This is a genomic window from Tenacibaculum sp. 190524A02b (assembly GCF_964036645.1).
In the GTDB taxonomy this organism is placed as follows: domain Bacteria; phylum Bacteroidota; class Bacteroidia; order Flavobacteriales; family Flavobacteriaceae; genus Polaribacter; species Polaribacter vairaonense.
In genome coordinates this window covers 344,581-359,809 of the sequence record NZ_OZ038525.1, presented here as the reverse complement: position 1 = coordinate 359,809, position 15,229 = coordinate 344,581, and the positions used below count along the sequence as shown (strand labels likewise).

Here is a 15,229-nt window from a genome sequence, read left to right as displayed (position 1 = left end):
GTACTTAATAATCTCTCGACTGCGCTCGAGATGACATTTATACTTTAATTATATTCTATACATATATTTTTAGGTTCAGTAAAAAAGCGTAAGGCTTCTAAACCACCTTCTCTTCCCACACCACTTGCTTTCACTCCTCCAAAAGGTGTTCTTAAATCTCTATTCAACCACGTATTTACCCACACAATTCCTGCTTGTAACTTTTTACTTATTTGCATAGTTCTATTTAAGTTATTAGTCCACAATGTTGCGGACAACCCATACTTTACATCATTTGCCATAGCTAAAGCTTCCTCTTGGTTTTTAAATGGCATTATAGTTACTACTGGACCAAAAATCTCTTCTTGATTTAACTTACATTGATTATCAGAAACTTCAATAATTGTTGGCTGTAAATAATAACCTTCTTCGTTACCTTTTACGATTACTTTTTGTCCACCATAAAGGATCTTTCCACCTTCTTGTTCAGCTATATCAATGTACGATTTTACTTTTTCTAAATGTGCTTTTGACACCAATGCTCCTATAGCTGTATCTTCATCAAAAGGATTGCCTATTTTTAAATTCGATACTTTTTGAATAAAATCTTTTTTAAACTTTTCATAGATAGTTTCTTCTACAAAAATTCGACTTCCACATAAACATATTTGTCCTTGATTGGCAAAAGATGAGCGTACAGTTGTAGCTAACATTTTATCATAATCACAATCTGCAAATATGATATTAGGATTTTTCCCTCCTAATTCTAACGATAATTTTTTAAACATAGGCGCTGCTGTTCTGGCAATGTGTGCACCTGTAGTAGTACCTCCTGTAAAAGAGATTGCTTTAATATCTGGATGTTCAATAATAGCTTGTCCAGTAGTGCTTCCTAAACCATGAACAATATTCAAAACACCTTTTGGTAATCCTGCCTCTGTACATATTTCTCCTAATAAATAGGCTGTCATTGGAGTAACTTCGCTAGGTTTAGCTACCACACAATTTCCAGCTGCTATAGCAGGAGCTATTTTCCATGTAAATAAGTATAATGGTAAATTCCATGGAGAAATACACCCCACAACTCCAATAGATTGACGTAGTGTGAAATTAATGGCATTTAACCCAATACTTTCATGTGATTCTGATGAAAATTGTGTGATGGCATTGGCAAAAAACTGGAAATTAGAAGAAGCTCTAGGTATATCTACTTTTTTTGCTAAACTCAGTGGTTTTCCATTATCTTTTGCTTCAGCATTAGCTAACATTTCTAGTTTTTCTTGAATTTGTTGTGCTATTTTGGATAGTATTTGACTTCTCTTTTCTAATGTTGTTGAAGACCAACTTGGAAATGCTTTTTTAGCTGCCTGATATGCCAACGCTACATCTTCTTTTGTTGAGTTGGGGATTTTGCCATATACTTTACCTACTGATGGATTGTAATTATCTATGTAATTATTGGCTATTGGTGCTATAAACTCACCGTTTATGTAGTTTTTTATATCCATACTTAATTTATAAAGCATTACAAATGGTTACAACTATTATTTCTTTTTCTAATAATTTCTTTTTTTCTGCATCGAAATACTTCCAATATAAACCTCCATTTTCCATTTCAAGATTACCTCCTAATTTTTCTATTTTTTGTTTTAATTTATCAGAAAGTATTTTAGCTTCTGCCTCTAATTCTTTTTTATTTTTTGGTGATATTAACAAATCAAAACAGTTTTCAGCCACTAGCGTATCATAATCCTTAAAATGTACATAATCAAAATTAACTCTCCTTTTAGTTATTAATTCATACTCTTTTTGAGTTAACAAGATCAAAACTTTATCTGGACTCGTTTTTAATCTATTATAGGTATTTATTTCTATTATTTTATGCAATTGAATTTTAATCCCAGAACCTTTTAATGCAAAGTCCTCATTTGTACCATTATGCGTTAAGGTTTTTATTTCAGGGTAAACTACCACTTCTTTTCGATTATTTTCTTTGTATAGTTTTAATACTGAGAAACCTGGATTAAGCTCACCCCAACTATGTTCATAAAAATAACCTCTTACTTTTTCGCCTTTAACAACTACTTCTCCATAAAAACGATACCCTTCACCTAAATCAGCATATGTTTTTATAAAAAACATATGCATTACTATTATCATTAATGTTATATATTCTTTTTTCATATAATTTTCTTTTTTTCTAACCACTGCATAGGTATTTCCTCATTACAAAGCTCTATATGAATAACACCTCTATCTTGCTTTGCTGTTGATTTTGAAGATGCATGTAGTAGCAATGGTTTCATCAACATTACACTTCCTTTTTTCACTTTACAAACTACTTCCTTTTCTAAGTTTTTTATCGTAAAATTTTGGTCAACTCTAATTATTCCATTTTTATGACTTTTAGGAATTACTTTCAGAGCTCCGTTTGTCTCATCAGTATCATCTAAATGAATTCTTATGGTTACCGTTTGTTCTAAAATAGTTGGTGGTGGTATTACGCCCAATTGTCCTTTTTTATTTGTCCAATTAGTGTAGCCTTCTGATACTATTTTATTTTTTGCACTTATACTTATATCTTGATGATATCCCACAAACCAATTTGATTGTGCAGGTTTATTAAAATAGATTCCTTTGGTTATAAAATACTTTGTACCACAAATAGTTTTCACTAATTCTTGAAACTTTTTATTTTCGAATAGTTTTTCCTTGATTTGAGGGTGCTTATTTAAAAGTTGCCTTACAGCATAGGTTTCTGGTTTTTCTATCAGTTCTTTTAAACACTCAACTTCAGAATGACTAAAAATAGCTTCTGTTATAGAAAATCCGTTTTCTTCTAATTGTATTTTATGTTGTTGAAAGTCTAACAATATTATTGTTTTTTATAAGCTACTACTTTTATTTCAATGAGTAAATGTGGATGCGGAAGTTGGTGCACCGCAACAGTTGTTCTTGTTGGACCATTATAATCAAAGTATTGTGCATACACTTCATTATAGCCTCCAAAATCATTCATATTTACTAAAAAGGAAGTTACATCTACAATATCATCTAAACCTGCACCAACCTCATCAAGAATATCGCTAATGTTTTCAATAACTGCTTTGGTCTGTTTACGTATATCTAAATTAGTCGTTCCAAATTCATCTACTTCAACTCCTTCAAAAGAATTATCTGGTCTTCTTGAACTAGTCCCAGAAACATATATAAAATCTCCTACTTGCTTAACATGTGGAAATTTTCCTCTTGGTATTGCTTTCCCTTTAATTACTTTACTTTCCATGATTATTCTTTATTAGCTAACTCTAATAGTTTTAATGTTGTTTTTAAATTACGTGTGGTAGCTTCTACCTTTAATTTTTTCTCAAAAAAATTGTTATTCAGTTTTGTTTTCCCATAACCTCCCACTGCATTTACATAAACCATATTGTTATTTATTGTAAACTCATCTTCTTTAGCGTTTACTTCTATTTCAGTTATTTTAGAGGCTTCAGACAAAAATGTAAAATATTGTTGCTTTTCTGCTACTTCTTTAAAAGGATTGTTTTCTATGCCTTCTCTCCACTCCTCAATAGTCTTTGTTAAGACTGGGACATCATAACCATATTTATTAGCTATTTCTGTTTTTATTTTGTTTGATATTGTTGCTTTTTCTTCTTCTGATTTTAGAATTATGTTTCCACTTTGAATATAGGTTTGTACTTTTTCAAAATTCAAATCTTGCAATAAGGTTTTTAATTCTGCCATTGGAAGTTTATTTTTCCCTGATACATTAATACCTCTAAGTAAAATGATATATGTTTTCATTATTTCAATCCAGCTATTTTATCCTCTTCTAAAATCTCATTCGTTTCTTCTTTTATTTTCCCTAATATTACTCTTAAGGTTTCTTTTGTTAAACTATTATCACTAGAAACCTCTTTATCTGCTACCATATTTAACAAAGCTTTGTCTTGCGCTCTTCCTTTTTTCATAGCTTCAGCATAAGGCATTTCTTCATTAAAAGTTACCATAGCATATTTTGAATAATATTCTATTGGAAATGTTTTTTCCAACTCCATTTCTATTTTTCTTTTTTGTTTAAATAATGGATTAGCCACATGGTCTCTCATTTCATAATAATTATCTACTGCTAAGTCCGCTATGGCATCTGTATCTGGTTTTCTTACTTTTTGATATTCTTTAAAAACAGCTTCCCAATTACCTTCATTGGCTTCTAAAATAGCATCAAAAACGGTTACATCTTCAAATGAAGCATTCATTCCTTGCCCATAAAACGGTACAATTGCATGTGCTGCATCTCCCATTAATAAGGTATTTCCTTTATAATACCAAGGTGAACACTTCACGGTTCCTAAGGCTCCTGTTGGATTATTAAAAAATTCGTCTTTTATACTTGGTATTAGCTTCAAAGCATCTGGAAATTGCGACTCAAAAAACGCAGTCACTTTTTCTTCTGTAGTTAAATTGTTAAAATTGTATTCTCCTTCTTCATAACTCAAAAAAAGAGTTACAGTAAAGCTTCCGTCTAAATTCGGTAAAGCTATTAGCATATATTTCCCTCTAGGCCATATATGCAAATGATCTTTACTTATTTGATGTTTTCCGTTTTTATCAGCTGGAATTTCCAACTCTTTATATCCGTGTGTTAAATAATTCTGACTATAACTAAATAAGAACTTTCTTTCTAAGTAGTAACTTTTTCTCAAAGCGGATCCAGCTCCATCTGTTCCGAATATTACATCTGCTTCTACAGAAAACTCTTCTTTGGTTTTATAACTTTTAAAATGGGCTATCTTATTTTCAATATCTACCGATGTGCATTTACTATTAAAGTGGATAGTTACATTTTCATGCTTATCTACTTCTTCTAACAATAAAGCGTTTAAGTCTTGCCTGGAAATTGAGTTGATATACTCACCTTCTCTACCAGAGTAATTAGATGCAAATGTATTTCCTTCATCATCATGAATTAATCTACCATACATGGGAATACATAACTCTCTAGCTTTTTCTTCTACCCCTGCTAGTCGTAAAGCCTTAAACCCTCTATCAGACAGAGCTAAATTAATAGAACGTCCAGCTGAGATGTCTACTTTTCGTAAATCAGGTCTGCTTTCATATAGCTCAATTTTATAACCGCGTTGTGCTAATCGAAGTCCTAATAAACTTCCGCATAAACCTGCTCCTATGATTACTATTTTATCTTGTTTATTCATATTTTACAAAAAACCAAAAATCAAATTAATTAGTATAAAAATTGGATATCCATAGATTGAAACTTTGTATTGATAATTTTTTTCTTCCTTATTTTTAACACTCAAAATAGTTAAAACTATACCAGAAACTAATAGTCCTAAAATTAGAAGTGATAAAACAGTTATTCTTATTGACAACATTTCTCCATTATTACCTAAGCCAATTGGAGTAATTGCTGTTAAATAAGCTATAAGTATATTTAACAATACTACATATATTAAAAACTTAAAAGACCATTTTTTATAATTCGTTACTTTCTTCTCCATAATAAAAACTTTATAATAACTCCTTTAAAATTTCCACCATTCTATACACATCTTCAAAACTGTTATACATGGGTACTGGTGCACAACGTATTACATCCGGCTCTCTCCAATCTGTTATAATATGATGCGCTGTTAATTTTTCATGCAAACTTTTATCTGCGTTTTGTACTTGTATTGATAATTGACAACCTCTTTCTTTGGGGTTATTAGGTGTAATTATTTTTATTCTATCGGTGTCTATTTGTTGAATTAAGTACTCAAAATAACCTGTCAATTTTTCCGATTTTTCTTGTAAGGCTTCCATACCAACCTCATCAAACATATCTAAAGAAGCTCTAATAGCCGCCATGGACAATATAGGCGGATTACTTAACTGCCAACCTTCGGCTCCTTCCATCACATCAAATGGTTGACGCATGTTAAATCGGGTTTCTTTATTATGATTCCACCAACCTGCAAACCTTGGTAAGCTTCTATTTTTAGCATGTTTTTCATGCACAAATAATCCAGCTAAACTTCCTGGTCCAGAGTTTAAGTACTTATAAGTACACCACGCAGCAAAATCAACACCACTTTCATGTAAATTTGGTTGTACATTTCCTGCACCATGTGCCAAGTCTATTCCTACTACACAATCTTTAGCATGTCCAATTTCTGCAATTCGTTTTATATCTAGATATTGTCCTGTATAATAATTTACGCCTCCAATTAATAGCAAAGCTATTTCATCTCCTTGTTTTTCTATTATTTTTTCTAAATCTTCAATTCTTAATAACTCTTCCCCTTTACGTGGTTTCCATTCAATTAAATCTTCATTGGGATTAAAACCATGAAACTTTAATTGAGACTGTACTGCATATCTATCTGAAGGAAAAGCATCACTTTCAATAACAATTTTATATTTTGATTTTGTTGGCTGATAAAAAGAAACCATTAATAAATGTAAGTTTGTTGTCAAGGTATTCATGACTACAACTTCTATAGGTTTTGCTCCAACTATTTTTGCCATTTTCTCTGTTAAAAACTCATGGTAAGGTAACCATGGCGTTTCTCCTTCAAAATGCCCTTCTACTCCATATTTAGCCCAATCATTTAACTCTTGTTGAATGTATTGTTGGGTTTGTTTTGGTTGCAAGCCTAATGAGTTTCCTGTAAAATACAACCAATTATTTCCTTTTTTATCTTTTGGTATATGAAATTGCTCTCTTAAATAAGACAATTTATCTTCTTTATCTAATTGTATTGCAAAGTCTAATGTTGTTTTGTACATGCTTTTCAAAATCTTATCGAATGCTTAAAGATACTTAATAGTATTATCAAAAACGTTTCACTATTCAAAACGGTGTTTTATAAATTTATACATTTTTATTATTTTAGTCAAGATTATAGTGTTAATTTTATGAATGAACTTGATAAAAACATCAACCAGTCTGTAAAAAAAGCCTTTACTTTATTGGATGCTTTTACAGATGAGAAAAAAGTTTGGGGTGTAAGAGAATTAGCCCAAAAAACAGGCTATAATAAAAGTACTACATATAGATTATTAAATACGTTAATGCATTTAAACATTGTACATCAAACGTATAATGACAAATACAGTTTAGGAAGCAAACTTTATGAACTAGGAAATAGAGTTTCTATTTATAAATCTATTAAAGCACTTACTCATGAGCCTATAAAAAATGTAGCCTTAGAAATACAAGAAACAGTTTTATTAAGTGTTTTAAAAAACAATAAAGTTTTTCACATTGATAAAGCTGATAGCTTACATGGGCTAAAAATAAATACTTCTATTGGCTCTTACGAACCTATTCATGCTACAGCAGCTGGAAAATTATTATTAAGTTACCTTCCTTTTATAGAACAAGAAAACACAATAAATAACCTTAAACTTGATACTTTTACACAAAACACACTTGCTAATAAACCTAAACTAAAACAAGAGTTAAAAAAAATACAACTTCAAGGGTATGCTTTAGACATGGAAGAACTTGAGTCTGGTTTAGTTTGTATTGCTATTCCTATCAGAAATAAAAACAATAAAGTTATTGCTAGTATAAGTGCTTCTGGCCCTTTAAGTAGATTTAGAGTAGAAAATATCAATAGCTATATCTCTATTTTGCAAAAGGGAGCAACTATAATAGAAAAAGAGGTTAGCAATTTTGATTCTTTATAAAATGTAAACTTTATTTTTTCAATATTAAATCATTTATTTGTTCTTCTGTATAAACAATTGTTTTATATGTACCATCATAAGTTCCAAAAACTTTATCCCAAAGAGTTGTGGTATTACCAAAATTCTTATTCCATTTATAATAGTGATGGTATAAGTGGTATTTCTGAATATTTTTTAAATATTTTGTTTTATGTATTTTATGATGTATTTCATAGTGTACGTACTCATAAAACAAATAATAAAGTATAGCTCCAAAACCAAAACTTGCCATCAGTACTATACTATTAGTAAACCAGTAAACAATTAGTAAAAGTGACAATGCTAATGGATAAACTAATAAAAAACCGGCATTTAAAACTCGGTAATCTCTTAAATTTTTATGATGATGTAAATGAAAAGCATCAAGATACCATTGCAACTCTTTGTTATTAGTTCTTTTATGATAAACAATTCTATGTACAAAATACTCAAAAAGACTCCAGTAAATAATTCCTAAACCAAAAGCTATAATTTGTAGGTAGTGAAATGGACTACTCATTAATACATATATTAAAAATGCTAATAATGGCAGCACTTTTATAAGTGAATACATTGGATTTTTAGATGTAAAAAAACGCAATAAATAATGATTATCTGAAGCCATATTTTTCATAAGCAATTATTTTATTAATTCAGGTGTTTCAAAAAAAGTTCTAAATGTTGTTATAAAATCTGCAAAATGCTTGCCATCCATTATCCTATGATCAAAAGTAAATCCAAAAGTTACGAGATTTACTTTTTGTATTTGACCATCAACTATCCACGGTTTTAAAGTTACACCTCCAACAGACACAACCATAGGAATTCTTGTATATGGTGCTATTGGACAAAATGCTTTTGCTATACCTAAACTCCCTACATTAGTTAACATAATGCTTCCAAAAGAATCTTTAGGAATTTTTAAAAAACTTAAATGTATATTTAAACTATAACTTATAAAACTCAAAAAGTTAAGTATACTTTTAACTAAAAAAGGATGAATTAATTTAAAATTGTTTTTTGACTTAACATAAGCATCTTTTCCCTCTTTTAATACTGTCAATTCATTTTTAAAAATAGCATCAACTTCTTCTATTTTTATAGTATGTGCATTTTCTATTAATATCCCAGAAAGATCGTCTTCTAAACTATTTTTTAAAGCATGCGCAAATACTGAGATGTTTTCTCTTTGGTATATATTACCAAATCGAATTACACTATTTATTCTAGGATTTTCTTGTATCGTTTTTGATAAAACCTTTATTAAAAATGAAGTAAAAGAAATTTTGTGCAGCTTACAAAACAACAATACTTTATCTACAGTAATATCTTCAAATACATAAATCGATGAGTCTCCTTTTGGTTTCCAAGATCCTACAGAAATTTTTCTCCAAGGGCTTAAAGTAAGCCTAGACCTATATTCTACATTCTTTTTCACACAATAATTATTAAAATTCTACTTTAAAATAAACGATTAAATATAACTATTTATTTTAAAGTAGAATTTTCAAACTCAAAGAACAACCTAAAAAGTGATTCATTTAAAGCTTTTTACAGATTAATCCTCAATTAATAAAGTACTCTAAACTTTATAGTTCCATCAACCTCTTTAAGCTTAGCTATAACTTCCTGATTATATTCTTTATCTACATCCGTAATTACATACCCTACTTTATCATCAGTTGAAAGATATTGCCCAGTAATATTTAACTCGTAAGCTGCTAATTCTTTATTAATCTTAGCCATAATACCAGGAACATTTTTATGAATATGTAAAAAACGATGTGCATTTTTATGCTTAGGTAATCTTATATTAGGGAAATTAACTGCATCAACAGTATTACCTGAGTTTATATATGCCATTATTTTATTAGGTACAAAATCTGCAATATCTCTTTGAGCTTCTTCTGTACTACCCCCAACATGCGGTGTTAAAATCACATTATCCAATCCTTTAAGCTCCGTATAAAAATCACCATTTTTTCTAGGCTCTTCTGGATAAACATCTACAGCAGCACCAGCTAACTTACCTGATTTTAATGCCGTTACCAACGCTTGAATATCCACTACAAACCCTCTAGAAAGATTCACTAAATGTGCCCCATCTTTCATTTGAGCTATTTCCTCTTCACCAATAAAGTTTTTATTAGCTGAATTATCGTCCACATGTAACGTGACTACATCTGAAATATTTAATAACTCTTTTAAAGTATTAATTCTAGTTGCATTTCCTAAAGCCAACTTATCCTCCACATCATAATAATATACATCCATACCCAACCCTTCCGCTAAAACAGAAAGTTGTTTTCCTATATTACCATACCCAACAATCCCTAATTTTTTACCACGCACTTCTCTTGATCCTTGAGCTGTTTTATTCCATTGCCCATTATGTAACTCTGTACTCCTTTGAAAAACACTACGCATTAACATAATGATCTCTCCAATAGCTAATTCAACAACAGAACGAGTATTACTATAAGGCGCATTAAAAACTACAATTCCATTTTCTTTACAAGCTTCTAAATCTATTTGTTTAGTCCCAATACAAAATGCAGACACAACCATTAGTTTTTCAGCAGCTTGAATAACCTTTTTAGTAACCTGTGTTTTAGAACGAATTCCTAAAACATGTACATCTTTTAATTTTTCTATAAGCTCATCCTCTGACAAACTTCTTGATACTGTTTCCACAGAGAACCCATCTTCTGTAAGTTTTGTATTAGCATCTACATGTATATTTTCTAACAATAGAATTTTTATTCTATTTTTTGGGTATGATATTTTTCTTGGCAAATTATTTACGTATAAAAATTCATCTAAATTTGGAGCAATATAATCAGCATTTGCTACCGTTTTATCTCTTTTAATATTTTCTGTGTAGGCAAAAAAGGTATCCGCTACACCAGCTTCTCTAGTAACATAATCACTATACCCATCTCCTATTACTTGAATCTCACCTTGTAAATTCAAGTCTTTTAAACATTGAATTTTACCATTATGAGTAGACAAAACATTTTCTCTATCAAAGCCAACAATACTATCATTGTCATCAAATTCAAAAGTATTAGCATATACCCTTTCAGAAGGTATATTATACTCTGCAACTATTGGATCTATAAATTCCTTAAACCCTGCTGAAATTACATAAATATCATCAGAAAATTGCTCAAAAAACTCTTTATTTCTTTCAATGGACACAGACACTTTTCTTCTTAATTCTTTTATTAAAAGGGTTAAATCTGACTTTTTAGCATCTAACATTTTAATACGCCTCTCTAACGATTCTGGAAATGAAATTTCGCCATCAATTCCAAGGTTTGTTATATTAGTAATCCCTTCAATAATCTCTTTTTTCTGAGGATTATTAGCTAAGGTTATTTCTGCTAAAACATCCAAAGCTTCAACTTTAGTTAATGTACTATCAAAGTCAAAAACATAATTTCTTTTTAAGGTACTTGTTGTGTTCATTATTAATATGTGTTGTATTGTATGCCTGCAAATTACAAATGATTCGATAAAAAAGTATCACAAAATGATAACATTTACAATTTTTCACATTTTTTTACAGTTTATTTAAATTTCATGTATTCATTTTTTAAAAAAACAAATAAGCTACACTAAAAATATAAATTATCTAAAACCACTAGCTTAAACACTAAATATCAACAATATAAAATTAACCTTATGTTATAACCACTAGTAAACCCCACCAAATAATTGGTACTGATTCTACCAAAAATGAACTATAATACCTTGATTGGTCCTCCTTAGATTGTAATAAAAGAAAAGTAAAAACCAATAATGTAAAAAATAAAGATAATCGTTGGTAATAAGTTTTTGTTATGAATAATTCTAATGTAAAACATATAACCACTAAAAAAACACCCAACAATTTTGTTTTAAACACCCCTATTTTCTTTGGAATCGTTTGTAAAGAAATAGCATCAAACTTCATATCTCTAATATCAAAAGGCAAAATAAGAACAATAACTAGTAAAAATCGCTGAAAGAATACTCCAAAAACTTTAAACTGACTAAACATTTCTACCTCCTCATATATAGGCAATAAAACCGTTACTCCTGCCCATACAAAAGCAACTACAATAATTTTCAAATAACTTATATTTCGTAAACTTTTTTGAAAACGTTTAAAAACTGGAATAGCATACAACAAAGTCAAAACTCCAAATGGAACAAAAAATAAAATAATGTCAACAGGTAATCTCCACAAATAATTACACAGCAAAAGAAAGCATATCAACGAAAAAATTTGAATAACCTTTAAGTTTTTAGTCAAACTTTTATGATGTAGTTTAGCTACTCCTGCATATTTAACAAAATTGTATCCTGTTATAGTACCATAGAATACTACATTATTTAAAATTTTATTATAAGGTAATTCAAAATATAATTCTGTAACTCTAAGCAAAGAACAAACCGCCAATGCCACATGAATACTAGAATTTATGTAAAAATTAAAAATAATTTTCAAATAGTTCATTAAACAAAAATAGCATATCTGTTTAGTATGTTAATATTCGGTTAATAAATTAACAGTTTACATCAAAAACATATTAGTATAATCATCTAATTTAATTATTTTTGGCTCACGTAAAACAAACAGCACAAATGAACACAAATTCATTTCAATTAAGACATATAGGTCCGCGTGTTAAAGATCATGAAAACATGCTTAAGACCATAGGCGTAGATTCTTTAGATCAATTAATTAATGAAACTATTCCTGATGATATCCGATTAAATGGAGAGCTAGACTTAGAGCCAGCTATGAGTGAATATGAGTACTTAAATCATATAAACGAATTAGCCTCAAAGAATAAAGTCTTTAAAAGCTATATAGGTTTAGGATATCATGAAGCTATTATACCTAGCGTAATTCAAAGAAACATATTAGAAAATCCAGGATGGTATACAGCCTATACACCTTACCAAGCAGAGATTGCTCAAGGTCGTTTAGAAGCTTTACTTAATTACCAAACTATGGTTTGTGATTTAACTGGAATGGAATTAGCCAATGCTTCTTTATTAGATGAAGCTACTGCAGCTGCAGAAGCAATGGCTTTATTATTTGATGTTAGAGAAAGAGCTAAGAAAAAAGCTGGTGCTAATAAATTCTTTGTTTCTTCTGAAATTTTACCGCAAACGTTATCGGTGCTTAAAACACGTGCTATTCCAATTGGAATTGAATTAGTTATTGACAATCATGAAAACTTTGATTTCTCAGATGAATTCTTTGGAGCTATTGTACAATACCCAGGAAAACACGGACAAGTATATGATTACACTGATTTTGTAGCTAAAGCAAATGCCAATAATATAAAAGTAGCTGTAGCAGCGGATATTTTATCATTAGTTGTATTAAAAGCTCCTGCTGAATTTGGTGCTGATGTAGTAGTTGGAACTACGCAACGCTTTGGTATTCCTTTAGGATATGGTGGACCTCACGCTGGTTACTTTGCAACTAAAGAAGCATATAAGCGTAGTATTCCTGGACGTATTATTGGTGTTACCAAAGATAGAAATGGAGACAGAGCTTTACGTATGGCTTTACAAACACGTGAACAACATATTAAACGTGAAAAAGCTACCTCTAACATTTGTACTGCACAAGTATTATTAGCTGTTATGGCTGGTATGTATGCCGTTTACCATGGAAAAGATGGATTAAACTACATAGCTAATAGAGTACATACAGCAACTACAACTATTGCATCTGCTCTTGAAAGATTAGGTTTTAAGCAAAAAAACACAGCTTACTTTGATACAATTTTAGTTGAAGTGGAAGCTGCTAAATTACGTAGTGTAGCGGAAGCTAATGGAATTAACTTTAATTATGTTGATGAAAACCATGTTTCTATTTCTGTAAACGAAACAGTAAGTTTAAAAGAAATAAACGCTATTGTTGATTGTTTTGAACAAGCTTTTAATATCCAAGACATTACTATTGAAGAATTTAGTTCAGCTAATGCAATACCTACAGAAGTAAAAAGAAATACTACTTTCTTAGAAAACGAAGTATTCAATACGTATCAATCAGAAACTGATATGATGCGTTATATTAAAAAATTAGAACGTAAAGATTTAGCTTTAAATCACTCAATGATTTCGTTAGGATCATGTACTATGAAGTTAAATGCTGCTTCTGAAATGTTACCTTTAAGCAATCCACAATGGGGTAATATCCATCCATTTGTTCCATTAAACCAAGCTGAGGGTTACCAAGAAATGCTTAAAAACTTAGAACAACAATTAAATGTTGTAACAGGTTTTGCTGGTACTTCATTACAACCAAACTCTGGAGCACAAGGAGAATTTGCTGGCTTAATGGTAATCAGAGCTTATCATGAAGCTAATGGTGATACTCATAGAAATATCTGTTTAATTCCTGCCTCTGCTCACGGAACCAACCCTGCTTCTGCAATTATGGCTGGAATGAAGGTTGTAGTTACTAAAACGGATGAAAGAGGTAATATTGATGTAGAAGATTTACGTGCTAAGGCTGAAAAACATAAAGATAACTTAGCTGCTTTAATGGTTACCTATCCATCTACACATGGTGTATATGAAAAAGCCATTAAAGAAATCACTCAAATTATACATGACAATGGTGGTCAAGTATATATGGATGGTGCAAACATGAATGCCCAAGTTGGATTAACTAATCCTGCAACAATTGGTGCCGATGTTTGTCACTTAAACTTACATAAAACGTTTGCCATTCCTCACGGAGGAGGTGGACCTGGAGTTGGACCAATTTGTGTAGCTCCTCAATTAGTACCGTTTTTACCAACTAACCCAGTAGTAGGAACTGGAGGAGACAATGCCATTACCGCTATTTCTGCTGCTCCTTGGGGTTCTGCCTTAGCTTGTATTATTTCTTATGGCTATATAGCTATGTTAGGAGCTGACGGATTAACCAATTCTACTAAAAATGCTATCTTAAATGCTAATTACATGAAAGAGCGTTTACAAGGTCATTTTGATACATTATACACTGGTGAAATGGGACGTGCTGCTCATGAAATGATTTTAGACTGTAGAGCATTTAAACAAAACGGAATTGAAGTTGGAGATATTGCTAAACGTCTAATGGATTACGGATTTCATGCGCCAACAGTATCTTTCCCTGTAGCAGGAACTATCATGGTTGAACCTACTGAAAGTGAAAGTATTTCAGAATTAGATCGTTTTTGTGATGCTTTAATTTCTATCCGAAAAGAAATTGATACCGCTTCTAAAGATGATAACAACAATGTTTTAAAGAATGCGCCACATACACAAGAAATGTTAGTTGCTGATGAATGGGATTTACCTTATTCTCGTAAAGAAGCTGCTTTTCCTCTAGATTATATTGCTGAAAATAAATTTTGGCCATCTGTACGTAGAGTTGATGACGCTTTTGGTGATAGAAACCTTGTGTGCTCTTGTAATCCTATTGAAGATTATATGGAAGCTGAAGCTTAGAAAACAAGACAAATACCAACATAAAAAAGCCCTCGGAGTT

General features: G+C 30.6%; 14 protein-coding genes. 2 read left to right on the top strand and 12 right to left on the bottom strand.

Going from position 1 to position 15,229, the window contains the following annotated elements; translation table 11 throughout:
* Positions 1 to 44: 44 nt before the first annotated feature.
* From ABNT65_RS01455 to kynU, 8 genes are read right to left on the bottom strand one after another with little or no spacing between them, the layout of a single operon-like run.
* Positions 45 to 1,487 carry an aldehyde dehydrogenase gene (locus tag ABNT65_RS01455; RefSeq protein ID WP_348747814.1) on the bottom strand — a complete coding sequence of 481 codons (1,443 nt, stop codon included), beginning with the start codon at positions 1,485 to 1,487 and terminating at the stop codon, positions 45 to 47.
* A 7-nt stretch (positions 1,488 to 1,494) separates the two neighbouring features.
* On the bottom strand, positions 1,495 to 2,163 hold the full coding sequence (locus tag ABNT65_RS01450) for a hypothetical protein (RefSeq protein ID WP_348736827.1): 669 nt from the start codon (positions 2,161 to 2,163) through the stop codon (positions 1,495 to 1,497).
* Complete coding sequence (locus ABNT65_RS01445) at positions 2,160 to 2,852, bottom strand: phytanoyl-CoA dioxygenase family protein (protein WP_348736825.1); 693 nt, start codon at positions 2,850 to 2,852, stop codon at positions 2,160 to 2,162. The genes ABNT65_RS01450 and ABNT65_RS01445 overlap by 4 nt, the downstream gene beginning before the upstream one ends.
* Positions 2,853 to 2,854: 2 nt before the next feature.
* Positions 2,855 to 3,265 carry a RidA family protein gene (locus tag ABNT65_RS01440; protein WP_348736823.1) on the bottom strand — a complete coding sequence of 137 codons (411 nt, stop codon included), beginning with the start codon at positions 3,263 to 3,265 and terminating at the stop codon, positions 2,855 to 2,857.
* 2 nt (positions 3,266 to 3,267) lie between these two features.
* Positions 3,268 to 3,789 (bottom strand): DUF1697 domain-containing protein, encoded by a 522-nt coding sequence (locus ABNT65_RS01435; protein WP_348705908.1) that lies wholly within the window; start codon positions 3,787 to 3,789, stop codon positions 3,268 to 3,270.
* Complete coding sequence (locus ABNT65_RS01430) at positions 3,789 to 5,201, bottom strand: NAD(P)/FAD-dependent oxidoreductase (protein ID WP_348746967.1); 1,413 nt, start codon at positions 5,199 to 5,201, stop codon at positions 3,789 to 3,791. The genes ABNT65_RS01435 and ABNT65_RS01430 overlap by 1 nt, the downstream gene beginning before the upstream one ends.
* Positions 5,202 to 5,204: 3 nt before the next feature.
* Complete coding sequence (locus tag ABNT65_RS01425; RefSeq protein ID WP_348746966.1) at positions 5,205 to 5,507, bottom strand: hypothetical protein; 303 nt, start codon at positions 5,505 to 5,507, stop codon at positions 5,205 to 5,207.
* 10 nt (positions 5,508 to 5,517) lie between these two features.
* Positions 5,518 to 6,777, bottom strand: a complete 1,260-nt coding sequence (gene kynU / locus ABNT65_RS01420) for a kynureninase (protein WP_348746965.1) — start codon at positions 6,775 to 6,777, stop codon at positions 5,518 to 5,520.
* Positions 6,778 to 6,906: 129 nt separating this feature from the next.
* Here kynU and ABNT65_RS01415 point away from each other — a divergent pair, with 129 nt between their 5' ends.
* Positions 6,907 to 7,683 (top strand): IclR family transcriptional regulator, encoded by a 777-nt coding sequence (locus tag ABNT65_RS01415; protein WP_348705901.1) that lies wholly within the window; start codon positions 6,907 to 6,909, stop codon positions 7,681 to 7,683.
* Positions 7,684 to 7,693: 10 nt separating this feature from the next.
* On the opposite strand, the gene ABNT65_RS01410 is transcribed toward ABNT65_RS01415, so the two are convergent.
* From ABNT65_RS01410 to ABNT65_RS01395, 4 genes are all read right to left on the bottom strand, one after another.
* Positions 7,694 to 8,335, bottom strand: coding sequence for a sterol desaturase family protein (locus tag ABNT65_RS01410; RefSeq protein WP_348746964.1), 642 nt, complete (start codon positions 8,333 to 8,335; stop codon positions 7,694 to 7,696).
* 6 nt (positions 8,336 to 8,341) lie between these two features.
* Positions 8,342 to 9,139 (bottom strand): 2-oxo acid dehydrogenase subunit E2, encoded by a 798-nt coding sequence (locus ABNT65_RS01405; RefSeq protein ID WP_348705897.1) that lies wholly within the window; start codon positions 9,137 to 9,139, stop codon positions 8,342 to 8,344.
* Positions 9,140 to 9,270: 131 nt separating this feature from the next.
* Positions 9,271 to 11,172 (bottom strand): phosphoglycerate dehydrogenase, encoded by a 1,902-nt coding sequence (gene serA / locus ABNT65_RS01400; protein WP_348746963.1) that lies wholly within the window; start codon positions 11,170 to 11,172, stop codon positions 9,271 to 9,273.
* Between the two features lie 214 nt (positions 11,173 to 11,386).
* Positions 11,387 to 12,205 (bottom strand): hypothetical protein, encoded by an 819-nt coding sequence (locus ABNT65_RS01395; protein ID WP_348746962.1) that lies wholly within the window; start codon positions 12,203 to 12,205, stop codon positions 11,387 to 11,389.
* Between the two features lie 128 nt (positions 12,206 to 12,333).
* On the opposite strand from ABNT65_RS01395, the gene gcvP reads away from it, so the two are divergent.
* Positions 12,334 to 15,189 carry an aminomethyl-transferring glycine dehydrogenase gene (gene gcvP, locus ABNT65_RS01390; RefSeq protein WP_348746961.1) on the top strand — a complete coding sequence of 952 codons (2,856 nt, stop codon included), beginning with the start codon at positions 12,334 to 12,336 and terminating at the stop codon, positions 15,187 to 15,189.
* The last annotated feature ends 40 nt before the right edge of the window (positions 15,190 to 15,229 follow it).